This window comes from Yersinia hibernica (assembly GCF_004124235.1).
GTDB classification, from domain to species: domain Bacteria; phylum Pseudomonadota; class Gammaproteobacteria; order Enterobacterales; family Enterobacteriaceae; genus Yersinia; species Yersinia hibernica.
This window is the reverse complement of sequence record NZ_CP032487.1, coordinates 2,551,725-2,573,616: the sequence shown is the minus strand read 5'-3', so window position 1 is coordinate 2,573,616 and position 21,892 is coordinate 2,551,725. Positions and strand designations below refer to the sequence as shown.

Here is a 21,892-nt window from a genome sequence, read left to right as displayed (position 1 = left end):
TCCCGGCAAAAATGATGACTGAAAATAAAGTTAATTCATAAAATATGATGAAACATACAAAATAAAGCAATGAGGGTAATGCTAAAATACACTCAATAATTCAAATTGTATAAAGGCGATTAACACATATGCAGCTTGACGTATAGCAAGTATAAATAACCATTAGAACTGATAAACTAGACCGACAGCCAACACGTTGTCTGTATTTAATTTCAGTTTATTATCATCATTTAGACGGTTTATTTTATAATCAACATAGGTGGACATATTTTTATTGAAGTAGTAGTAAGTGCCGATATCAATATATTTAACCAGATCCGCATCACCAATACCTTCAATATCTTTCCCTTTAGATTGAATGTAAGCCAAGGACGGTTTTAAACCAAAATCAAATTGATATTGCGCGACTAACTCAACGTTTTGAGTTTTATTAGCAAAGCCACTTACGCTGGTGGAGACATTATTAATAACCGCAGTGCCAGAAATAGGGGTCATATTACGGGTTTCAGCATAAGTCGCAGCTAAGTAAACGCCGTTGTCATCATATTTCAGACCGGTTGTCCAGGCATCCGCTTTATCGCCTTTACCAAATCGCCCCTCTTTCTGTGCTGTCGTGCGGTTAGATGAAGCATAAGCTGCACCTACACTGACACCCGCGCCAATGGCATAGCTGGAAGACAAGCCGAAGCCGTCGCCATTCTGTTTGGCCGCATCGGCACGGCCATTATTGCTATCGGCTTCACTGCCATTTTTACCTTGGTATTGCAAAGAGAATTTCAGGCCATCGACCAAACCGAAGAAATCTGTATTGCGGTAAGTCGCAACACCGGTTGTCCGGCCAGTCATAAAGTTATCGGTTCTGGTGTAGCTGTCATTACCGAATTCCGGCAACATATCGGTCCAGGCGGCGATGTCATATAATACGCCGTAGTTACGGCCATAATCGATTGAGCCTAATTTCCCGTAACGTAAACCCGCAAATGCTAAACGTGTTTTATTGTCTTTTGTTTCTTGGCTTTCAGCATAGTTAGCTGCAATGTTATATTCCCATTGGCCGTAACCGGTCAATTGGTCAGTGATTTGAGTTGCACCTTTAAAACCAAAGCGGACGTAAGATTTATCGCCATCACTTTTGTTATTATCGGAGAAGTAATGCAGTGCTTTTACTTTTCCGTATAAATCGAGTTTATTACCATCTTTATTATAGATTTCTGCTGCGTGTGACGTAGTGGCAATTAATATAGCCGGTACCATGATTGCCAGAATATTACGTTTCATATTTTTTGCCCTGTTTCTCTTATTTAAAAAGACGCGAGTGGTGAAATTTTTTGCTGTATTCAATATCAGTCTGAATTCATCCAGCGCAGATTTTTTACCGCATCTGTGTGATATATTTATGACAAAACATAAATAACTGCGACTTTAGGTAAATATTGTTCACTTTCATTTGCGACAAACTGGCACTTCGGCTATTGGCAGCACTGCTTTCGGGCTGACGTGAGCGCTTTGGTGTGGGACAATAGGGCAACATTCAGTTTAGATAAGATATGCATGGCGTTGTCCCCAGCAGTAAAAGAACAAATTAGTCAGTGGTATAAGGCTCTTTCACAGCAGATCCCAGACTTTATTTCGCGTGCTCCGCAGCGCCAGATGATAGCCGAAGTGGCCAAAACGCTGGCCGGTGATGCTGGCCGTCATTTGGCGATTGAAGCGCCGACCGGAGTTGGTAAAACTCTGTCTTACCTGATCCCTGGCATTGCGGTCAGTCGGGCAGAGAGTAAACCTCTGGTGGTTAGCACGGCAAACGTGGCACTACAGGATCAGATTTACAGTAAAGATTTGCCGCTGCTGAAGAAAATTATTCCTGATCTCAAGTTCACCGGTGCCTTTGGGCGTGGGCGGTATGTCTGCCCGCGTAATTTGGCGGCAATGTGCACTGATGTGTCCGGGCAAGGGGATTTATCGCTTTTTCTGGGTGACGAATTGGCACCCGCCAATGGTGAGGAACAGGCAACATGTCTGGCGTTGTCCAAATCGCTCAACAGCCATGTTTGGGACGGGCTACGTGATCATCATCAGCTATCACTCAGTGACAGTCTGTGGGCCAAATTAAGCACTGATAAAGCCAACTGTCTTGGGCGCAATTGTCATTATTTTCGTGAATGCCCATTTTTTATGGCCCGCAAAGAAATTGAAAGTGCAGATGTGGTGGTCGCCAATCATGCATTAGTGATGGCGGCATTGGAAACTGACTCGGTGTTGCCCAACCCCAAAGAGCTGCTGCTGGTGCTGGATGAAGGCCACCATCTGCCAGATGTCGCCCGGGATGCATTAGAGATTGAGGGCGAGATCACCGCCGTTTTTGCCAATATGCAGTTGGACATGATTGTTCGGCTGGTGGACCAATGCATGGTGCAATATCGACCGAAAAGCCCGCCGGGCCTGGCTAACCCGGAGCGCTTGAAAGATCATTGCGAACAATTGCGTGAATTGATGCTGAGTGTGGAACAGCAAGTTAGCCAGCTTCTTCCTGCCGATGGTAGCCCGGCAGTATATCGCTTTGAAATGGGGGCACTACCGGGCAGTTTAACAGAGGATTGCGCCAAATTATTTAAATTGACGGATGCTTTGCGTGGTGTAGCTGAGTTTGTTCTCAATGATTTGAGTGAACAAACCGGTCAGCACGATATTGTTCGGTTGCATCGCGCCATTTTGCAAATGAGCCGGACATTGGGTTATCTCGAGGCCATGAGCAAGCTTTGGCGCTTAGCGGCCATGGAAAAAGCATCAAATGCGCCGATTTCCAAGTGGGTTACCCGGGATTATCGCGAGAATCAAACTCATCTTTATTTCCACTGTGTGGGCATTCGTGTCAGTGATCAGCTCGACAAAATGTTGTGGCGCAAAGTGCCCCATGTGATTGTTACTTCGGCAACTTTGCGTTCATTAAATAGTTTTTCCCGTTTACAGGAGCTCAGTGGGCTCAGTGAGCGGGCCGGCGACAGGTTTGAGACGTTGTCATCGCCATTTAATCATATTGAGCAAGGCAAGCTTATCATTCCCAAAATGCGCTTTGAGCCAACCATGGCCCATGAAGCGGAACATTTGGCCGAAATGGCGCACTTTTTCCGCGCACAACAAGCCAGTGGGCGGCATAAGGGCATGTTGATTTTATTTAGCAGTCACCGGGCGATGCAAACTTTCCTGAGCCATGTCACTGATTTGCGTTTAATGCTGCTCGTTCAGGGGGATCAACCCCGCTATCGGTTGGTAGAGGAGCACCGTAAGCGGGTGAGTAAGGGGGTTGCCAGTGTATTGATTGGTTTGCAATCCTTTGCCGAAGGGTTGGATTTGAAGGGCGAATTATTGACTCAGGTTCATATTCACAAAATTGCATTTCCTCCTATCGACAGCCCGGTGATTTTGACGGAAGGAGAGTGGCTTAAGTCATTGAATCGCTACCCGTTTGAAGTGCAAAGCTTGCCAAGTGCCTCATTCAATTTGATTCAGCAAGTCGGGCGTTTGATTCGAAGCAACCAATGCCACGGCGAAATTGTTATTTATGACCGGCGTTTATTAACCAAGGGCTATGGTTCGCGATTGCTGGCGGCGTTGCCGGTCTTCCCCATTGAGCAGCCAGCTATGCCGGAAGGCAAGAGTGTGGCGGCACCGCAGGTGAAAGGGGCAGCTAAAGCGGCAGGAAAACGTGTTCGGAGAAAGCGGGCCGCTTTATAAAGTGCTTTGGCGAGCGGAGGCAGTTATCAGCGCAGCTTGAATAAGAGCTTTGCGTGATACTGCCCGCTGGATGTGGGTTTCGCCCCAATCTGGCCTAAATCTCACCGCAACATCGTTTTCCTGTCATGGTTAATTTCACACAAGCATCATTTGAGCTGAAATCTTTCCTGATACGTATTAATCCAATGACTAAGCTTATATTAGCCGCTGGTGAGCAGGCACTAACATGCCAAGCTTAGCAGTACCTCCGGTGTAAATTGCTGATGGTTGGTTAGCGGTCGCGCTAACGACTATCGATATGTTTAGCGGACAGGGGTAGAGCAGAATGAAACAGCTAATGGCAGAGTTTATTGGCACTTTCTGGCTGGTGTTAGGCGGGTGTGGTAGCGCAGTCTTGGCGGCAATGTTCCCAGTGGCCGGTATTGGATTCCTCGGTGTAGCATTGGCATTCGGGCTAACGGTGGTCACGATGGCCTATGCACTAGGGCATGTCTCTGGTGCGCATTTTAATCCTGCGGTATCACTCGGATTATGGGTCGGTGGCCGGTTTTCTGGCGCGCAGTTGATTCCTTATATTGGTGCGCAAGTTTGCGGGGGATTAGCGGCCGCCGCAGTTTTGTATCTAATCGCCAGTGGCAAGGCCGGTTTTGACGTCAGTGCCGGCTTCGCCACTAACGGTTTTGGGGTGCGCTCACCGGGGGGCTATAACTTACCCTCAGTATTGGTCGCAGAAGTGGTTTTAACTATGGGGTTTGTGATGGTGATTATGGGCGCGACCGATAAACGCTCTCCCGCAGTTGCCGCCCCTCTGGCAATTGGCCTGTGTCTTACACTGATTCATTTAGTCAGCATTCCTGTGGATAATACCTCGGTAAATCCAGCCCGTAGCACCGGGGTGGCTATTTTTGCAGGTGGAATCGCCTTGCAACAATTATGGGTATTTTGGCTCGCGCCTTTGGTTGGCGGGGCTCTGGGCGGCGCTATCTACCGGGTGTTGTTTAGCCCACCGGAAGAGGCGAACAATCCATAAAAGTAGCCCGGTCACGGTGGTTTTACTTCTCGCGGTGGTCGGGCCGGAGTTAGCTATCAATTGTTTCGGACATATCCATATCAGTGATAAAGTTTCAGCCATATTCAACCTGATTGATATTCCGAAGCATTGATAGGAGAAATACCGCACCATGGATTACAGCAAAATTATCAAAGAGATTGGGCGCGGTAAAAATCATGCCCGTGATTTGGATCAACCGACTGCCTATGAACTGTATAAGGCGATGCTGGCGGGGCAAGTCCCGGCGCTGGAGTTGGGGGGCATTCTGATTGCATTGCGCATTAAAGGTGAATCCGAACAGGAAATCCTGGGGTTTTATCAGGCGATGCAAGAGCAGGTGATGTCACTGCGCACGCCGCAGGGCCGCCCATTACCGATTGTTATCCCAAGCTACAATGGTGCCCGCAAACAAGCTAATCTCACCCCATTACTGGCACTATTATTGGCCCGACTTGGGCTGCCAGTGGTGGTGCACGGCGTGACAGAAGACAGTAGCCGGGTGACCAGTGGCGAGATTTTTCAGCACCTGAACATTCCCTGGTCACACAGTGTGGCCGAGGCTCAATCGCGCCTGGATAATGGGCTGCCGGTGTTTATTCCTGTTTCAGCACTGTCCGCTCAGTTAGACGCGCAATTACAGCAACGCTGGCGTATGGGAGTGAGAAACAGTAGCCATACCTTGGCAAAACTGGCCACACCATTTATCCACGATAAGGCGCTGCGCCTTGCGAGTGTTTCTCATCCGGAATACATGCAAAAAGTCGGGAGATTCTTCCAGGCGATCAGTGCGCCGGCACTGTTACAGCAAGGGACTGAGGGGGAGGTTTATGCTAACCCATTACGTTGTCCACCGATTCATTACATCAATGAAGGCGAGCAGCAGATTTTGTTAGATCGTCAACCAGAGCCAACTGAACAGACATTACCTTTGGCAAAAGATACCGCTACCACCGCCGCTTGGATTGAAGATTGTTTAGCGGGGGTTTTACCTGTCCCTGATTCTATCCAAAAGCAGCTAGCCTGCTGTTTGGTCGCAGTCGGGCAGGCGGATACACTCGAACAGGCACTGCACCAGATAACAACCAAACCACTCTAACATTGGGTCATTTAGCCACCTTGACTACATCAGAGTGAGTCACTTTTTTGCTTTCCCAAGCTGCTGAAAAGGAACGTTATGCAACAGGCTTTGAACTATTTTACTGCTTTAAATAAGGATTATCTGGCAGTCCATCAGGCCAAAGAGGACCTGTTCTGGCAGAACTACATGGGGCTTGGCGGCGAGGATATTGCACAGCAATTCTCAGCCGCTGAGACAATTTATAAGCGTTTTATTGCACAAAGCCAGCGGCTAAAAGAGTTGCGTGACCTTATTGCCCAGCTGAAAAATGAACCCGCTACGGCGGAACGGGATGAACTGCTGCATGGGTTGCAAGGGTGGTATCGTTTTTTTGATTGTAATGCTATTGAAGATCCCGCTACGCAAACGCTACTCGATGAAATTATTGCAGCTGAGTCAGCCCTCTTCCAGCGCCGCAAGACCTTTATTCTGACACATTTAAATGCTGCTGGTGAGCGAGTGGCTGCTTCCTTGGGGGAGTTATTGACCAATCAAGGCACCAATGAGAATACGGAGTATCGCCATAGTTCACATCTGGCATTACGTGGGCTGGAGCAATGGTTATTGCACCATGGTTTACCAGAACTCATTAGTTTACGTAATCGTTTCGCCCGGAAAATGGGCTATCGCAATTACTTTGATTACAAAGTGAATAAAACTGAGCAGATGACGCCAGAGCAGTTATTTACCATTTTGGATCGTTTCGAAGCCCAAACCCGTGAGGCTAACCTGCGAAGTTTACAGCAATTAGTTGAAGATAAAGGCCCTGAAACCCTGCAACCCTGGAATATTCGCTTTGCCAGTGGGGGCGATGTTACTCGTCAATTAGACCCTTATTTTCCCTTTGCTGAGTCACTTGATCGCTGGGTCAACAGCTTTAAACGGCTGCATATTGGTTTTCGTGGTGCACAGATGACTTTAGATCTGTTGGTGCGCAAAGGTAAATATGAAAATGGTTTTATGCATGGGCCGGTACCGCCTTTTGTCGATCAAGGCAAATGGATACCTGCGCGGATCAATTTTACCAGTTTGGCCAAGCCAGATCTGGTTGGAAGTGGGGCGGCGGGGCTAAATACCTTGTTCCATGAAGGGGGGCATGCCGCACATTTTTCCAATATTGTGCAAAATGCGCCGTGTTTCTCACAGGAATTTCCTCCAACTTCAATGGCTTATGCCGAAACGCAATCGATGTTCTGTGATAGCCTGCTTGATGATGCCGATTGGATAAAACGTTATGCTAAAAATAGTGAGGGTGCAGCGGTTCCCGATGCATTGATTCAGGAAAGTATTCAGGCGCGGCAACCGATGAGAGCTTTTAATGAGCGCCATATCTTATTAGTGCCCTATTTTGAATGGCAGCTTTATCAGTGGGATGACGCACAATGTACGCCAGAGGCGATGACCCAATTGGCACGGGATATTGAGTTAAAAATTCTGGGTGTCAGTGGCAGCCCGCGCCCCACCTTAGCGATTCCACATTTGCTATCAATGGAGTCAGCTTGCTCTTATCAAGGTTATTTATTGGCATTGATGGCGGTCGAGCAGACCCGAGCATTCTTCCTCAAACGCGACGGCTATTTGACGGATAACCCCGCGATTGGGCCTGATCTCGCTGAGCATTATTGGCGGCCCGGCAACAGTGTCAGCCACGATGAGACATTGCGCAGCCTAACAGGCGAGGGGTTTAATCCGGATTATCTGGCCAACGTTTGTAATCAAACCGTTGCAGAGGCTTGGCATGAGGCCAAAAAAACCATTGAATTGGCCGAAATACGGCCACAGTCGGCGGCAGACTTTGATTTAAATGTGGCGCTGCGGGTGGTTGATGGCGATGAACTTCTGGCTGACAACCAGCAGGGTGATGAGGTGATGTGCCGTACATTCGCCCAGGCTATAAACGCGCGGCTGCAATAAAAAATATAACGCTTTGTGTTGCATACAGAAAAAAGCCCATCAGGTTTGCTGATGGGCTTTTTCTGTTACAACGCTTTGATAACTAAAGGTTAATTAGTTATAAATAACCGCAGTACCATGCATCAAGTTATTGCCGGTTGCTGAGGTGATAGTGAAAGCTTTAGCGCCAGCGGCATCGGCTTTTTCTGCCAGTTGTGCTTTCAAGCTGCTCAGGTCAGTGACACCACTGACGGAGATAACGCCAACTTGTTCTAATTTAGCCGCTTCCTGGCTATTGACGTATTCAGCGGCGAAGCTACCGAAAGATAAAGTAGACAGGGCGATAACTGCAACGAAATTTTTGATGTTTTTCATGATGTATTCCTATTCGGTTTTTAGTTTGAAAGGGCGTTCCCTTTCGATAGAAGCTATGTTACGCCCTTGTTGAAATTTTAAAACCGGATAGAATTGAGCTATTTGTTCAGTTTTTTTGAATTAAATTGCCGGAGTTCCGTGCCCTCAGGTCGTAATAAGTCAAAGCGCAAGTCATCGGCAATCTGGTAATAAGCGCTGGCGCCACCGCCACGTAAAATGGGTTGAGCGGCGGTTGTCTGGTAAATCCCCTCGGCATTGATGAGTTCACGATGAATATGTACCGCGATAACTTCACCTAAGACTAGCCAGTTATCAATTGCCGCCCCTTCAGCATTTTTTAGCTGAATACATTGGGTCAGTTTACATTCAAAATTTACCGGGCTTTCGGCGACACAATCAACCTTGACGCGGCGGCCATGTCTCGGTGTTAATCCAGCAAATAGAAACTCGTCTTGATCACGCGCTAGAGAAGCGGAGCTGTTATTCATCGCCTCAGCCAGTGGGCGGGTGGCCAAGTTCCAGACAAATTCACCGGTTTGTGTGATATTCGCCACGCTGTCTTTCCAGCCACTACTGGAAAAACCAATAATAGGGGGGCGGTCACTAAAGCAGTTAAAGAAGCTGTAAGGCGCAAGATTACGTTGCCCGCTGCTACTGACTGACGATATCCAACCGATGGGGCGCGGGCTAATAATAGACTTCAGCGGGTCATGTGCCAGACCATGGCCAGCAGCCGGTTCGTAGTAATAGTCGTTTTCAGTACTCATACATTCCTATATTGCACAGTGGTTCACCGGGCCTGAATAGTGTCATCCATCAGATATTCTGGCTTGTGATACATTGACTAACAGCAAGCGGCTTCTTGTGCTGCTAACTCGTTTAACCCGAATTTATGCTATCTTACGCGCCAGAAAATGCCTATCAGAGAGTCGGTACGATGGAAAACAAAAAAATATTCCCGAAAGAAAAAAGTGGCTTGCACCCGCGCAACCGTCATCGCTCACGTTACGATTTTGCCGCGCTTTCAGCGAGTTGCCCTGAGCTAATTCCATTTTTGGCGCCAACTGCTTATGGTGATATTTCTATCGACTTTGCCTCTCCACTGGCGGTGAAAATGCTCAATAAAGCATTGCTGAAACATTTTTATGGCATTGAATATTGGGATATTCCAGCTGACTGTTTATGCCCCCCCATCCCCGGGCGTGCAGATTATATCCACCACTTGGCTGATTTATTGGCCAGCTGCAATGATGGTGTTATCCCGCAGGGTAAAAATATTGCTTTGTTGGATATTGGTGTGGGTGCGAACTGTATTTATCCCATTATTGGTCAACGAGAATACGGCTGGCGTTTCACTGGAACTGACATTGACTCGCCTGCACTCAGTGCGGCGAAGATGGTGGTCGCCATGAACCCAGCGCTAAAAAATAGTCTTCGGCTTAAACTGCAAAAGAATCCACAGGCGATATTCGACGGTATTCTGGCCGTGAATGAGCGCTATGATGCCACTCTGTGTAATCCGCCATTCCATGGCTCAGCAGAAGAGGCGGCAGCAACCACGCGGCGCAAATTGCACAAGCTGGGTAAAGGTGACGTCGCCGCTCAGCCGGTGCAAAATTTTGGTGGCAAAAATAGCGAGCTTTGGTGTGAAGGCGGGGAAGAAGGATTTGTTAGCCGCATGGTGGCAGAGAGTGCAACAAAAGCACAAAACTGTTTCTGGTTTACCTCGCTGATTTCTAAAAAGACAACATTACCGGCTATTTATCATGCGCTGCGTTACGCCAATGCTGTTGAGGTTCGTACTATTGATATGGCCCAGGGGCAGAAAGTGAGCCGGTTTGTCGCCTGGACGTTCCTAACACCAGAGCAGCAAGCTGCCTGGAAAGCAGAGCGCTGGTAATCCCGTAGGTATTGAAAGTTGCAGGGCTGGCTATTTACTGATGTAAGCTCATGGCGGTTAATCGGCCAAGAGGGCGCAGCCTACAGGCTTGCATAAGTGCTGTGCAAACCAGTCTACGGCCAATGTGTCGGCGACTGGTCGCTAACCTGCAACTCTCGCGACTTTGGGCATTGCAAGCCCCCACTCCCTTATTTTCCTTGTACTGCGCTTGCAGCAAACCTCAATACTTTCGTCTATGCTAATTAAGATAATTCTTAGTCTGGCACTATAGCTGACAAGTGTAAGTTTTATTTTGATTTTTTCTGTATTTATTTTTATTAACCACTAACCTCATCGTCCAGGGTGAAGAATAAAACTTAAAGAAAATCCTATTAGGTTTTTCTGGGTTTTGTTGTGCAAACACGTTGCTAGTCACATGACCTATTTGCAGCTCTATCTTTCACCATAAGGACTCGACTTATGTTGTTCAACTTCAGCTCATCTCATGCCTCTGCACGCGCCGAATTGACCTCAATTGACGGGGCTGTCCCGATGATTATTTTCAAGCCGGATGGCACGGTAAAGCATGCTAATACACTATTTTTACAAGCAATGGGATACCAGCGAGAAGAAGTCCTCGGGAAGCATCATCAACTGTTTTGCGACCCACATTATGTACAAAGTGATGCATATCGGCGTCACTGGCAATTACTTAATGAAGGGCGGCCAATTACTGACAATATTAAACGTGTCCGTAAAGATGGCAGTATTATTTGGTTGCAAGGGACGTATACGCCAGTCCTTAATAGTCAAGGGCATGTCGTGGAAATTATCAAGATTGCGAGTGATGTGACTGAGCGGATTTTACAATCGCAAGAGCACCAGAGTTTATTGGCTGCACTTAATCGCTCGATGGGAATGATTACGTTCACACCGCTTGGCATTATTTTGGATGCCAATGCGAATTTACTGCATTTTATTGGTTATTCACTGGCTGATATTCGACATCAGCCCCATCAGATTTTGTGTACCCCAGAATTTGCCCACTCCGAGGAATATCATCAGCATTGGCAGCGTTTAGCCCGTGGTGAATTTATTGTCGGGCGCTTTGAACGTGTGAACAGCCGTGGCGAGCGGATTTGGCTGGAGGCGAGCTACAACCCGATTATGGACAAAGAGGGGCAGGTGCTAAAAGTCGTGAAAATTGCACAAGATATTACACCCTTGATGTTGCAACAGGAGCAGGAAGAAAACCTGATCCGCGATGTGCACCATTTGTCATTAACCACCGACCGGTCGGCATCACAAGGGGCTGAAATTGTCCAGCAGGCGGTACGTGGTATGCAGAAAGTGGAGTCTGTCGCTCGAGAAACTTCTTCTGTTATCAGCGAATTAGGGCGCTGCTCGCAAGAGATTGGCACGATTGTGGAGGCTATCCGTAAAATTTCTTCGCAAACTAATTTATTAGCGATCAATGCCTCAATTGAGGCCGCCCACGCGGGTGAACATGGTAAGGGTTTTTCTGTGGTAGCCAGTGAGGTGCGCATATTAGCAGAAAGCTCACGTAAGGCGGCGACTGAAATCGAGCATATGACCAAGACGATTCAAGATGGTGTTATGGCGGCCATCAAAGGTATGGGGGTGTGTGTTGAGCAGGCGGGGGGCGGGGTGACACTGACCCAGGATGCTGGTGAAGTTATTAATCAGGTCAATGTTGGTATGCAGGACGTGGTGAAGTTGATGACGGCATTTTCTCAGGTTAAGAATCAACAGCCGCCGCTATGACCCAATATCCATATAAAAATGGCAGGTATCAGTCAAGATACCCGCCATATTTATTTTAGTACGCTATCAATTGCACGTCAGGAAACGTGTTGCAGGAATTCCTGTAAACGTTCACTGGGCGGATTGGAGATCAAACTATCCGGATCCCCATCCTGTGCCACCCGGCCTTTATCTATAAAGATCAAGCGCGATGCCACTTTTTGCGCAAAGCCCACTTCGTGGGTGACGATGACCATGGTCATGCCCTCTTCGGCCAAATCTTTCATTACGGTCAAGACTTCATGGCGCAATTCGGGATCTAGGGCTGATGTCGGCTCATCAAATAGCATCAGTTTCGGTTTTACCGCCAGAGCCCGGGCGATTGCCACACGCTGCTGTTGGCCACCGGACAACTCTGCCGGATAATGATGAGCGCGCTCTTCCAAGCCGACTTTAGTCAATAATTCCATCGCGAGTTTATTGGCCGCTTCCTTCGACGCTCCTCGTACACGGATGGGGCCAAAGGCCACGTTTTCCAGCGCTGTTAAATGCGGGAACAGATAAAACTGTTGGAACACCATGCCCGCTTCCTGGCGAATCAGGCGTTCATCCACTTTGGGATCATTGACATCCAGGCCATCAACAATCAGCTGGCCACTGGTAATGACTTCCAACTTATTGATGCAACGCAGCAGGGTGGATTTACCCGAGCCGGAAGGACCAATAATAACCACCACTTCTCCCTTGGTGATATTCAGATTGATGTCGTGGAGCACCTGGGTTTTACCAAAGTGTTTGGAGACGTTTTTGAATTCAATCATATTATTTTCAGTTTTCTTTCTAACCGGCGCAGAACGAAGCTCAGAGCCAAGGTGATTATCAGGTAGATAACCGCAACTGCACTCCATATCTCCATGGCGCGGAAGTTACCCGCAATAATTTCCTGCCCCTGACGAGTCAGTTCGGCCACCCCAATCACGATAAACAGTGAGGTGTCTTTGATGCTGACAATCCATTGGTTACCTAATGGTGGCAGCATCCGGCGCAGGGCCAAAGGCGCAATCACGTAGCGCAAGGTATCGCGTTTGGATAATCCCAACGCCAGACCCGCTTCACGAAAGCCGTTATGGATTGACAGAACCGCACCACGGGTGATTTCCGCGATATACGCCCCTGAGTTAATCATGATAGTGACTACCGCAGCGGTGAAGGGATCGATGCGCACTGGCATCATCATCGGCAACGCAAAGTAGATGAACATCACCTGTACCACAATGGGCGTACCCCGGATAAGTTCAATAAACACTAATGCGATATTTCTGCTCAGCCAACCGCCATAGGCGCGGGCAAAACCTGCTATAACCCCAATAATCAGGCCGCCAAGCAACCCCAGGACCGAAATCCATAGGGTTAACTTGGCGCCTTCAAGCAGGATTGGGATGGCGGGCCAAATAGCGCTCCATTCAAACTGCATGGATATTCTCCTGGTCTAAAAACGGCAAAAAATGAATTACTTAGGTTCTACGCCGAACCATTTTTTATAGATTGCAGCGTAAGTGCCGTCTTCTTTCAGAGATTTTAGTGCGGCATTAACTTTTTCACGCAGGTCACTGCCTTGTGGGAATGCTACGCCGTATTGCTGAGCTTTAATGGAGTCGCCCACGGCTTTGAACTGGCCATTACCGGCAGTTTTGATGAAGTAAAGGATGTTGGGGGTGTCATGCAATACGGCATCAGCATTACCTGTCCCTAACTCCAAATAAGCATTATCGATATTCGGGAACTGGCGCAGGTCTTTGGTTTTGATGTTGGCTTTTGCATAATCGACCGAGCCGGTGCCGCTTTTCACTGCCAGCACTTTGCCTTTCAGGTCTGCTTCGCCTTTGATGTCGTTATTATTCGCTTTGACCATCACTAACAGGCCGCTGTTGTAATAGCCGTCAGAGAAGTCGACCGCTTTTTTACGTTCATCAGTAATCGTGATCCCAGCCAGTGCCAGATCGACGTTTTTGGTTTGCAACGCAGGAATGATGCCACTGAAATCCATTGGTTTCAGGGTGTATTTCAGATCCAGTTTTTTCGCGATGGCATCCCATAAGTCGATATCGAACCCAACATATTTATCTCCTTGTTTGAACTCAAAAGGGACAAATGCGGTGTCTGTGGCAACAATCAGTTCTTTTTCTGCGGCGTGGGAGCTAACGGCAAAGGCCAGCGCAAGAGCGGCCAATGAAACTTTGACAAGTGACTTCATAAGTGGGAGTTCCTTTGTGCTTTTGTGGATATACCCGTTGTTGTTGATATTGCAGCCAAACTACAACGCCAACCGCGCGGGGCATGGAGATCCATTTTTATATTTCAGGGTGCAATATGAAAAGATCGTGCCAGAAATGCAAGTTATTTAAAAATAAAGATTTTTCTCAAAGTAATTAGCAGCACATTACTTAGTTGGCTTTGATTGCACCAAGATGAGGCCCTAAAATGGTGCGGCAATATCATTATGGTGCAACTATCTAATTATTTACTTATTATTAACTCGCGAGTCAATAATAAATAATCGATAATCAATGTTTATGTAACAATATTGTTAACTGTATCGAGTTTTTGTTTGAAAAGGGGCTGGAAGGCAAAAGGGAGGAACTATCTCAGTTGGCTGTCTTTACTGCCACGGCGGTTATATCCCGCTTGGTTGGTTTGCTGTTTATCTAACTCATGTTGGCAGGCCAGACAATATTTAACACCAGCCAGCGCTTTTCGCCGCGCGTCAGGAATAGCTTGGCCACATTCCAGACAATATTTTTCGCTCTCACCTTTACCAAGCGCAAGACGTACCCGTTCAACAGCCTCTTCCAGGGTTGAATCAATCTGATCTTGCACTGCGCCGTCCGCGGCCCATCCGCTTGCCATATAACCTCCGGCAACAGAGCCGGAAGACCGGCCCTGTCTGATTATCTTTCAAATTACAGGTCTATTGGCGGCGTTGAGTTCCTGCCTGGCTGCATCTTGAAATCTATTGGCTGTAATACGGGTGATTACTCAATATTGGCTTCAAGGAACCACAGGAATTTATCAAGGTCGCGCGATGCGGCAGTAAACATATCTGCACTATCTTCATCTTTGACTTCTGATATGGCCTTGCGCACGAAGTTCGCGACGACGCCATATCTGTTTGCTAACTCTTTTAAGTGTTCTTGCACCGTATGAATATGAGTCGGATAGCTCTTCAATGGAGTTTTATCCGTCACGAGTTGTGCAGTACCGAGTGCAATCCCGCCTAATTGAACGGCGCGTTCTGCAAAGGTATCGAGGTGATCATTAATGGCGGTGCGAAAACCATCCAGCATTTCATGAACCGCGATAAAGTTAGCACCGCGCATATTCCAGTGTGCTTGTTTGGTGATAAGCGATAAATCGATAAACTGAATAACTAGCTCGTTTAATAGCTTAATCGTCAGTGTCTTAGTATGTTCATCAACGTCATTACGTGTATAGATGAGTTCGGAAGATTTTGCTTTGACCAGTTTTGCTGTACTCATAATAGGTATCCCTTTATTGAGTTGATTACCAATTTCTTCACCGCGATAAGTATAACAAAGATATTTAATTTTGTAGGGCAGATAATGCCTATCAATTAAATAGCTTACTGACGAATGTGTTTTAAAGTGTCATTTAGTGTTTCAATACTAGAATATTATCATTCTTATTATTATGTCTAATTGGTAATAACTATTACTATGATTTATATGTATTTTTATATTTAAAAATATAAGTAAATTTTTCTATTGGTTATTTTATTGTGGGATATCAGTATGGTACGCCGGTAAATTAATTTCACCGGCATACTCAATAGGTTATTGTGTGGCGCGAGCAACAATAAATAAGCGCGGAAAGGCGAGTAAGCGCCGGCCATCAGCTTGCGGTGGATAAGCCGCATCAATAATGGCCAGATAATCTTGCAGAAAATCCAATCGCATAGCTTCAGTCAATTTTTCAAGAAAAGGCCGTAAACCGGTTGCCCGTAGCCAGTCAACAATCGCCTGCGCTGATGGCATCGGGTGGTAATATGTGGTTCGCCAGATATCAACTTGCTCAGCATGAGGGGCCAGTAAATCATAATATTGATTGGCGCTGAGCACTTTGGCTCGTATAGCCCCGGCCTCTTGTATCGTCTGTTGCCATGGGCCATTTTCTGCGACCTCTCGCATGGCTCGATGACTGGGTTCATCCAGATTATCCGGCATCTGGACGGCAAGTATCCCGCTGGCAGCCAATTGAGAGAATAGATAAGGGAAAAGTTGCTGATGGTCAGTGAGCCACTGCAATGATGCATTGGCATAAATCAGGTCTTGTGGCTCTGATGGCTGCCACTGGCGGATATCCGCCGCGAGGAAAGCACAATCCGGTAAGCGCTGTTGTGCGCTGAGCAACATGGCGCGCGAATTATCAATGCCGACAAGATGGGCATGGGGAAAACGCTGGTGCAACAATTGGGTCGAGTTGCCCGGCCCACATCCTAAATCACTGATTCGCTTTGGTGTTATAGCATCAATGCGCGCTAACAGGTCGTGAGCGGGGCGGGTGCGCTCTGCTTCAAATTGGCGGTATAAATCAGGGTTCCAGTCTTGCATCTATGGCCTCCGCAGAAAAATAATTTACAGATTTTGTAATGGCCCGCTGAATAATACAGCTCCGGTCGGTTGCCCGGTAGGCGAGCCACCATGAGGCTCCAAGCTTATCGCCAGTAGTGAATGGGCGGTTAATTGGTTTTCAGCCAGCGTCAGTTGTGTTGGGCCTTGGGTATTTAACAACCCCAGCGAATGGGGTTTTTCGCCGGCAGGAATACTCCATAATTCAAGGCTATGAGTGTCACTGACCGCGACAGGGTTCAGTGGTGTTAAGGTTAAACTGCGAGTTGATTTTTCCAGACTCACAACCCACTGGGTGCTCTGCTGGCTATTTGACAACACCGCGACGGGAATGGCGGCCGGAGGCTCAACCAATAAGCGCGGAATAAGCAATATGGCCGCCAGGCATGCGGCAACCGCCCACCCGACATAAGACCAGGGGTTGTGTTTAAGGTGGCGAACATTGGGCGGCGGTAACTGTAATTGCAGCCGTTTCCAGACCTGTTCAGGGGGCGTTAACGGGGTGAGTTGATTATCAAGTTGGGTCAATAGGCGCTGCCAATTGGCCACATCAGCCGCCAGCAGTGGGTCGCGGCGGGCTTTGCGCTCAAAGCGCATGCGAGCTAGCCCGCGCAGGGTACCCAGTGCATATTCTGCGGCCAATGCTGAGTGATATTCGCTTCTGTTTTTCATAAGCCTACACAGTCCTTTAGATGGCCTAGCGCCCGACGTATCCAGCTTTTTATCGTCCCCAGAGGTTGCTGTAAATGAACCGATATCTCCCCATGAGACAGCCCTTGATAGTAAGCCAACATAATACTTTGGCGCTGTTCAACAGGCAGATGTATTAGGCAGTCTGCTAATTGTTTAGCTTCACAGTCTTGCTGCAACTGTGTCAGTGGCGTCAGGGTATCGTCAGTTAGATCATCGGCTTGGGTATCATCCAATGTCTGTAGGCGATTATCACAACCTCGCATCAGGTCGATAGCGCGATTGCGAACTATATGGGTTAGCCAAGTGAGTGGTGCGCTAAGTTGCGCATTGTAATTGCCAGCCCGGTTCCAGACTGTGAGAAAACTGTCGTGCAACACTTCTTCCGCCCGTGCTCGGTTACGTAACATGCGCAGGGCGACTGCAAATAATCGCGGGGATGTCAGCCGGTAAAGTTTTTCAAAAGCGGACTGATCGCCCTGAGCAATAGCCTCGATCAGTCCAATCTGTTGTTCCAAAGAACATTCATTCATTACGCCAATCCTAAAAAAACCGTGCAGTGGGATACTGCACCCAGTATAGACGGGTTTTATTTAGGCATCAGAACCGTATCAATCACATCAATCACACCATTTTTCTGTTGTACATCATAGGTACTGATATTAGCGATGTTACCTTGACCATCTTTAATCTGAATATTATGTGGCCCATTATTCATAATCCATAATGGCTGGCCGTTAACAGTTTTTAGCTCCGCAGTCCCTCCGCCCGCCTTAATTTTACTTTCCAGTTGTTTCATATCGTATTTCCCCGCGACCACGTGATAGGTCAGGATTTGAGTGAGCAGGGCTTTATTTTCTGGCTTGACCAAATTTTCAACCGTACCGGCGGGCAATTTTGCGAACGCGGCATTGGTGGGCGCGAACACGGTAAAGGGCCCGGAGCTTTGTAGGGTATCCACTAGCCCGGCGGCTTTCACTGCGGCCACCAAGGTGGTGTGGTCTTTTGAGTTCACCGCATTCTCAATAATATTTTTGCTTGGCAGCATTGATGCGCCCCCCACCATGACCGTGTCGGACATCATGGCGGCCATAGAAATACTGCTAAACACCAAGGAAGCACAAAGGGCGGTACGAATCAGCGTTTTCATAATGTATTCCTTTTAGGATAGTTGAGGTGAAGTTTTGCCTCACATCTACCTATACGAATCAGCCGAGTGTTTTGGATGCAAAAAAAATGAAAAATAATAAATAAAAAATACCAACCCGCGAAATAACCGGGCTGGCGTGTAGTCGAATAACGCTTTTTCAGGGGGGAATAAGGTAATTAGCCCTGCTGAGGAGCTAGCGTTCGATGCATAACATAGGCATCAACATAACCTAATTCGCGATGGTTAAATGCGCCCGGCAGGGTGGCGATTATCTCAAAACCTAATTTTTGCCACAGTGCAATGGCCAAAGTGTTGGTGCTGACGACAAAATTAAACTGCATGGCGCGGTAGCCCAGTGCGGTTGCTTGTGCAATGCAATGGAGCCCCAGCGCTTTACCCACCCCTAATCCGCGAGCTTGCTCATCAACCATAAATGAAGCATTGGCGACGTGGGAGCCGAGGCCGCGTTGGTTATCGATTAATTTATACATGCCAACAATATGTTGTTCATGCAGCGCGATAAAACAGCGAACACCGGGAGCAAACCAGTAATTATAAGCATCTTGTTCAGGGGTGTCTGGAGTAAAGACGTAGGTATCACCACGACTAATTACCGCCTGAAAGAGGGGCCAAATCTCAGCAAAATCAGCAGGTTTTGCAGTTCTAATCTCCATTTACGGCTCCTGTTCAAGCAATTTGGTCAATCTGCGGTTTGGGTTTGATGGTCAGAGTTGCGCCGATAGACGCGCTGATAATGGATGCCAGTGCCAGCCATTGAATCAATGTTAAGTGTTCATTTAAGAATATCAGCCCGGAAATCGCCGCTAATGCAGGTTCTAAACTCATCAATGTGCCGAATGTACGAGTGGGTAAACGGGTCAGCGCGACCATTTCCAGTGAGTAGGGCAGCGCCGTGGACAGAATGGCAACCGCTAAGGCGACGGGCAGAATTGCCGGGGCGAACAGCGCTAGGCCATTGTAAGCCACCCCGATGGGGCAAAAAACCAGCGCCGCAATCAGAGAGCCAATTGCCACAGTACCAGGGCCATGATCCCCACCGGCTCTTTGCCCTGAAATAATATAAAGCGCCCAGCAGACACCGGCCCCCAGCGCACAGGCTGCACCAAATAAATCAATGGAGTTGATGTTGCTTCCCAGCGGCAGCAAGAACCATAAACCCAAAATTGCCAACCCGACCCAGATAAAATCGACCGCACGGCGGGAAGATAGCATGGCGACGGCCAGCGGGCCGGTAAACTCCAATGCCACGGCAATACCTAATGGCACGGTTTTTAATGACAGATAAAAAAGGAAATTCATTCCCCCCAAGGTCACGCCATAAATCAGCAAAGGTAACCGGTTACCGGCTTCAAACCGCATGCGCCAGGGTTTAAAGATAATAAACAGAATCAGTGTTCCAATGCCGAGTCGCAATGACGTGATGCCCTGCGCGCCAACCAGTGGAAATAAGCTTTTCGCCAACGACGCGCCACTTTGAATTGATATCATGGCGATCACGAGCAAGAAAATGGGCAGTAATGGCAGTGAATGTTTGGATGAAGGAGACAAAGACATCCTTTTGCGCCTCAAAGAAAAATAATAGGTATCAATCCTTGCCAGTGTAAATGAAATGTCGCTGGAGTGTTTAAAAATTACCGATGGCGATAATTACCACTAAGGAAAAGGTGAAATAAATAATTTTTTTCTGTAATTGCTGTTTTTAAACACTATTTTTGCTGTTTTATTGAGCTTGTAAATTAAGAATAGTCTGTAATAAGTTTTAGTGATGAGTGTCACAAAGTGGCGTACTATAGCCAAAATTCGTAAGCGTATTAATGAGATGAAAGATTCTTGAAACTCTTTGTTACACCAAATAAATGATTAGACAATCATTAATGAGCAGAGTTTCACGCTATTTATTGTTATAATTTCATGGTGTTTTGGTTTCATTTAAAAATTTTGCGTTTTTCGAGGTGGTTATGAATAAAATTGCATGTCTTTCAGCTGTAGCAGCTTGCGTATTAGCAGTGACCGCAGGGTCAGCCTTTGCCGGTCAAAGCACCGTTTCTGGTGGTTATGCCCAGAGCGATTATCAAGGTGTTGCTAACAAATCTTCAGGTTTTAACCTGAAGTACCGCTACGAGTGGAGTGATTCTCAACTGGGTTACATCACCTCTTTCACTCACACTGAAAAAAGCAGCTTCGGTGACAGCGCGTCTGTTTATAACAAAGCACAATACAACGCAATCACCGGTGGCCCTGCTTACCGTATCAATGATTGGGCGAGCGTTTATGGTCTGGTAGGTGTGGGTTATGGCCGTTTCAGCCAGAACTACCCAACTTCACCTAGTGATAAAAACAGCACCAGCGATTATGGCTTCACTTATGGTGCAGGCCTGCAGTTCAACCCAATGCAAAATGTTGCTTTTGACGTTTCTTATGAGCAAAGCCGCATTCGTAGCGTTGACGTCGGTACTTGGGTTGCTGGCGTAGGTTACACTTTCTAAGTGACTGCTTAGAATAGTTAGCATTCATCTTTTAGGGTGAATACTATATCTAATAAAAATCCGCTTTCGGGCGGATTTTTTTCGTCGGTAATAACCCTGATGTCATTAATGGTGCAGGGGATTTATATCAATGATATTGCTCATATCTTGCTGAACAGAAATGAAAGATTATCTGACCGTATTCACGGCATCAGTAATCAAATCAATAATATGTTGCGGATGTGAGAGATGTGCGGCGTGGCTTGCGGGCAGTTCAATCACTTTATTTGCCTGAATTCGCTCGGCGAATTCGCGTTGCGTTTCTACCGGCAGCATCCTGTCTTGTGTTGAAACCTGATACCAGCAAGGTTTGACCCGCCAAGCGGGTTGGGCCGACTTATCGGTAAAAACACGAGCCGCTAAAGGTTTCTGCGCCAAAGCCATCACCAGCGCTTCAGTTTCATCAATATCTTGGCACAGGCTTTCATGGTATTTATCAGTGTCTATCCATAAAAAACCATTATCATCTGGGCGGATGTAGGCAGCACCAACAGGTGGCTTGCGCCATGCATATGTGCTGGAAACACTTTCTCCGGCATCAGGCGCAAAAGCAGCAAGATAAACCATGCCCACGACATTGTGTAGATGCCCAGCCTGGGTAATGACCATCCCACCGTAACAGTGGCCGACTAATAAGGTTGGTCCATATAAGGCGGCTGTGAGTTTGATCGTGCGCTCAACATCATCCGCCAATGACGTTAATGGGTTTTGCATGGCAATAACCCGATGCCCCATTGCATGCAGGGCAGGAATAATATGCCGCCATTGGGAACCATCAGCCCATGCGCCATGTACTAATAAAATATTAAGTTTAGTCGGCATATTCCCCCCAGAACGGGTATCAAGTGGTGCATAATATCGTTATGCAGAAAGTCTATTCTTGATGAATAACAACTTATACTCACTTGTTGTGGCCGTTGTTAATTTAAAAATTATTTAATCGCTATATGTTATTTAAATTAATCTAATCTGTTATTACATTATAAAGTATAAGGCGATGGAGATGGGTGACCTTAAGATAAAGACGAAAATGAACCGCTATATTT

22 protein-coding genes are annotated in these 21,892 nt (G+C 47.2%); 7 read left to right on the top strand and 15 right to left on the bottom strand.

Features of this window, described 5'->3' with window-relative positions:
• Nucleotides 1-162: 162 nt before the first annotated feature.
• Nucleotides 163-1,278: a porin OmpF2 gene (ompF2, locus tag D5F51_RS12155; protein WP_129197039.1), complete on the bottom strand. Its 1,116-nt coding sequence runs from the start codon at nt 1,276-1,278 to the stop codon at nt 163-165.
• Nucleotides 1,279-1,551: 273 nt separating this feature from the next.
• Here ompF2 and dinG point away from each other — a divergent pair, with 273 nt between their 5' ends.
• The 4 genes from dinG to D5F51_RS12135 all read left to right on the top strand — a co-directional run bounded on the left by dinG (nt 1,552) and on the right by D5F51_RS12135 (nt 7,817).
• Nucleotides 1,552-3,735, top strand: a complete 2,184-nt coding sequence (gene dinG, locus D5F51_RS12150) for an ATP-dependent DNA helicase DinG (protein WP_129197037.1) — start codon at nt 1,552-1,554, stop codon at nt 3,733-3,735.
• A gap of 325 nt (nt 3,736-4,060) precedes the next feature.
• Nucleotides 4,061-4,765 (top strand): aquaporin Z, encoded by a 705-nt coding sequence (gene aqpZ / locus D5F51_RS12145; protein WP_025377724.1) that lies wholly within the window; start codon nt 4,061-4,063, stop codon nt 4,763-4,765.
• A 151-nt stretch (nt 4,766-4,916) separates the two neighbouring features.
• Nucleotides 4,917-5,882: a DNA-binding protein YbiB gene (ybiB, locus tag D5F51_RS12140; protein ID WP_129197035.1), complete on the top strand. Its 966-nt coding sequence runs from the start codon at nt 4,917-4,919 to the stop codon at nt 5,880-5,882.
• A gap of 78 nt (nt 5,883-5,960) precedes the next feature.
• Nucleotides 5,961-7,817 carry a M3 family metallopeptidase gene (locus tag D5F51_RS12135; protein ID WP_129197032.1) on the top strand — a complete coding sequence of 619 codons (1,857 nt, stop codon included), beginning with the start codon at nt 5,961-5,963 and terminating at the stop codon, nt 7,815-7,817.
• 93 nt (nt 7,818-7,910) lie between these two features.
• On the opposite strand, the gene bhsA is transcribed toward D5F51_RS12135, so the two are convergent.
• A complete protein-coding gene (gene bhsA, locus D5F51_RS12130) occupies nt 7,911-8,171 on the bottom strand; it encodes a multiple stress resistance protein BhsA (protein WP_025377726.1) in 261 nt (86 codons plus the stop codon).
• A 98-nt stretch (nt 8,172-8,269) separates the two neighbouring features.
• Nucleotides 8,270-8,938, bottom strand: coding sequence for a flavin reductase family protein (locus D5F51_RS12125; RefSeq protein WP_129197030.1), 669 nt, complete (start codon nt 8,936-8,938; stop codon nt 8,270-8,272).
• A gap of 170 nt (nt 8,939-9,108) precedes the next feature.
• Between D5F51_RS12125 and rlmF the strand changes: the two genes are divergently transcribed.
• Both rlmF and D5F51_RS12115 read left to right on the top strand, forming a co-directional pair.
• Nucleotides 9,109-10,071, top strand: a complete 963-nt coding sequence (gene rlmF / locus D5F51_RS12120; RefSeq protein ID WP_167480526.1) for a 23S rRNA (adenine(1618)-N(6))-methyltransferase RlmF — start codon at nt 9,109-9,111, stop codon at nt 10,069-10,071.
• Between the two features lie 459 nt (nt 10,072-10,530).
• A complete protein-coding gene (locus D5F51_RS12115) occupies nt 10,531-11,835 on the top strand; it encodes a methyl-accepting chemotaxis protein (protein WP_162301734.1) in 1,305 nt (434 codons plus the stop codon).
• 77 nt (nt 11,836-11,912) lie between these two features.
• On the opposite strand, the gene glnQ is transcribed toward D5F51_RS12115, so the two are convergent.
• The 11 genes from glnQ to rhtA all read right to left on the bottom strand — a co-directional run bounded on the left by glnQ (nt 11,913) and on the right by rhtA (nt 19,875).
• Nucleotides 11,913-12,635 carry a glutamine ABC transporter ATP-binding protein GlnQ gene (glnQ, locus tag D5F51_RS12110; protein WP_005168188.1) on the bottom strand — a complete coding sequence of 241 codons (723 nt, stop codon included), beginning with the start codon at nt 12,633-12,635 and terminating at the stop codon, nt 11,913-11,915.
• Complete coding sequence (gene glnP / locus D5F51_RS12105) at nt 12,632-13,288, bottom strand: glutamine ABC transporter permease GlnP (protein WP_005158787.1); 657 nt, start codon at nt 13,286-13,288, stop codon at nt 12,632-12,634. Before glnP ends, glnQ begins: the two co-directional genes overlap by 4 nt.
• A gap of 36 nt (nt 13,289-13,324) precedes the next feature.
• Nucleotides 13,325-14,068, bottom strand: a complete 744-nt coding sequence (glnH, locus tag D5F51_RS12100; protein ID WP_025377729.1) for a glutamine ABC transporter substrate-binding protein GlnH — start codon at nt 14,066-14,068, stop codon at nt 13,325-13,327.
• Between the two features lie 386 nt (nt 14,069-14,454).
• A complete protein-coding gene (locus D5F51_RS12095; RefSeq protein WP_129197027.1) occupies nt 14,455-14,721 on the bottom strand; it encodes a DksA/TraR family C4-type zinc finger protein in 267 nt (88 codons plus the stop codon).
• Between the two features lie 125 nt (nt 14,722-14,846).
• Entirely contained in the window at nt 14,847-15,350 is a 504-nt protein-coding gene (gene dps / locus D5F51_RS12090; protein ID WP_129197024.1) for a DNA starvation/stationary phase protection protein Dps, read from the bottom strand.
• A 315-nt stretch (nt 15,351-15,665) separates the two neighbouring features.
• Complete coding sequence (gene tam, locus D5F51_RS12085) at nt 15,666-16,442, bottom strand: trans-aconitate 2-methyltransferase (RefSeq protein WP_129197022.1); 777 nt, start codon at nt 16,440-16,442, stop codon at nt 15,666-15,668.
• A gap of 24 nt (nt 16,443-16,466) precedes the next feature.
• On the bottom strand, nt 16,467-17,132 hold the full coding sequence (locus D5F51_RS12080) for an anti-sigma factor (RefSeq protein WP_129197020.1): 666 nt from the start codon (nt 17,130-17,132) through the stop codon (nt 16,467-16,469).
• On the bottom strand, nt 17,129-17,683 hold the full coding sequence (locus D5F51_RS12075) for a sigma-70 family RNA polymerase sigma factor (RefSeq protein WP_025377734.1): 555 nt from the start codon (nt 17,681-17,683) through the stop codon (nt 17,129-17,131). The genes D5F51_RS12080 and D5F51_RS12075 overlap by 4 nt, the downstream gene beginning before the upstream one ends.
• 56 nt (nt 17,684-17,739) lie before the next feature.
• Nucleotides 17,740-18,300 (bottom strand): fasciclin domain-containing protein, encoded by a 561-nt coding sequence (locus tag D5F51_RS12070; protein ID WP_025377735.1) that lies wholly within the window; start codon nt 18,298-18,300, stop codon nt 17,740-17,742.
• A 176-nt stretch (nt 18,301-18,476) separates the two neighbouring features.
• Nucleotides 18,477-18,974, bottom strand: coding sequence for a GNAT family N-acetyltransferase (locus D5F51_RS12065; protein WP_129197017.1), 498 nt, complete (start codon nt 18,972-18,974; stop codon nt 18,477-18,479).
• A gap of 13 nt (nt 18,975-18,987) precedes the next feature.
• Nucleotides 18,988-19,875 (bottom strand): threonine/homoserine exporter RhtA, encoded by an 888-nt coding sequence (gene rhtA / locus D5F51_RS12060; RefSeq protein WP_129197015.1) that lies wholly within the window; start codon nt 19,873-19,875, stop codon nt 18,988-18,990.
• A gap of 404 nt (nt 19,876-20,279) precedes the next feature.
• Between rhtA and ompX the strand changes: the two genes are divergently transcribed.
• Entirely contained in the window at nt 20,280-20,807 is a 528-nt protein-coding gene (ompX, locus tag D5F51_RS12055) for an outer membrane protein OmpX (protein ID WP_004388702.1), read from the top strand.
• A gap of 168 nt (nt 20,808-20,975) precedes the next feature.
• On the opposite strand, the gene D5F51_RS12050 is transcribed toward ompX, so the two are convergent.
• Complete coding sequence (locus tag D5F51_RS12050; RefSeq protein ID WP_129197012.1) at nt 20,976-21,668, bottom strand: alpha/beta fold hydrolase; 693 nt, start codon at nt 21,666-21,668, stop codon at nt 20,976-20,978.
• Nucleotides 21,669-21,892: the final 224 nt, after the last annotated feature.

What these genes read in the sequence shown, in the direction of transcription:
- ompF2 (WP_129197039.1), bottom strand. Translation starts at nt 1,278, where the DNA reads ATGAAACGTAATATTCTGGCAATCATGGTACCGGCTATATTAATTGCC.
- dinG (WP_129197037.1), top strand. Translation starts at nt 1,552, where the DNA reads ATGGCGTTGTCCCCAGCAGTAAAAGAACAAATTAGTCAGTGGTATAAG.
- aqpZ (WP_025377724.1), top strand. Translation starts at nt 4,061, where the DNA reads ATGAAACAGCTAATGGCAGAGTTTATTGGCACTTTCTGGCTGGTGTTA.
- ybiB (WP_129197035.1), top strand. Translation starts at nt 4,917, where the DNA reads ATGGATTACAGCAAAATTATCAAAGAGATTGGGCGCGGTAAAAATCAT.
- D5F51_RS12135 (WP_129197032.1), top strand. Translation starts at nt 5,961, where the DNA reads ATGCAACAGGCTTTGAACTATTTTACTGCTTTAAATAAGGATTATCTG.
- bhsA (WP_025377726.1), bottom strand. Translation starts at nt 8,171, where the DNA reads ATGAAAAACATCAAAAATTTCGTTGCAGTTATCGCCCTGTCTACTTTA.
- D5F51_RS12125 (WP_129197030.1), bottom strand. Translation starts at nt 8,938, where the DNA reads ATGAGTACTGAAAACGACTATTACTACGAACCGGCTGCTGGCCATGGT.
- rlmF (WP_167480526.1), top strand. Translation starts at nt 9,109, where the DNA reads ATGGAAAACAAAAAAATATTCCCGAAAGAAAAAAGTGGCTTGCACCCG.
- D5F51_RS12115 (WP_162301734.1), top strand. Translation starts at nt 10,531, where the DNA reads ATGTTGTTCAACTTCAGCTCATCTCATGCCTCTGCACGCGCCGAATTG.
- glnQ (WP_005168188.1), bottom strand. Translation starts at nt 12,635, where the DNA reads ATGATTGAATTCAAAAACGTCTCCAAACACTTTGGTAAAACCCAGGTG.
- glnP (WP_005158787.1), bottom strand. Translation starts at nt 13,288, where the DNA reads ATGCAGTTTGAATGGAGCGCTATTTGGCCCGCCATCCCAATCCTGCTT.
- glnH (WP_025377729.1), bottom strand. Translation starts at nt 14,068, where the DNA reads ATGAAGTCACTTGTCAAAGTTTCATTGGCCGCTCTTGCGCTGGCCTTT.
- D5F51_RS12095 (WP_129197027.1), bottom strand. Translation starts at nt 14,721, where the DNA reads ATGGCAAGCGGATGGGCCGCGGACGGCGCAGTGCAAGATCAGATTGAT.
- dps (WP_129197024.1), bottom strand. Translation starts at nt 15,350, where the DNA reads ATGAGTACAGCAAAACTGGTCAAAGCAAAATCTTCCGAACTCATCTAT.
- tam (WP_129197022.1), bottom strand. Translation starts at nt 16,442, where the DNA reads ATGCAAGACTGGAACCCTGATTTATACCGCCAATTTGAAGCAGAGCGC.
- D5F51_RS12080 (WP_129197020.1), bottom strand. Translation starts at nt 17,132, where the DNA reads ATGAAAAACAGAAGCGAATATCACTCAGCATTGGCCGCAGAATATGCA.
- D5F51_RS12075 (WP_025377734.1), bottom strand. Translation starts at nt 17,683, where the DNA reads ATGAATGAATGTTCTTTGGAACAACAGATTGGACTGATCGAGGCTATT.
- D5F51_RS12070 (WP_025377735.1), bottom strand. Translation starts at nt 18,300, where the DNA reads ATGAAAACGCTGATTCGTACCGCCCTTTGTGCTTCCTTGGTGTTTAGC.
- D5F51_RS12065 (WP_129197017.1), bottom strand. Translation starts at nt 18,974, where the DNA reads ATGGAGATTAGAACTGCAAAACCTGCTGATTTTGCTGAGATTTGGCCC.
- rhtA (WP_129197015.1), bottom strand. Translation starts at nt 19,875, where the DNA reads ATGTCTTTGTCTCCTTCATCCAAACATTCACTGCCATTACTGCCCATT.
- ompX (WP_004388702.1), top strand. Translation starts at nt 20,280, where the DNA reads ATGAATAAAATTGCATGTCTTTCAGCTGTAGCAGCTTGCGTATTAGCA.
- D5F51_RS12050 (WP_129197012.1), bottom strand. Translation starts at nt 21,668, where the DNA reads ATGCCGACTAAACTTAATATTTTATTAGTACATGGCGCATGGGCTGAT.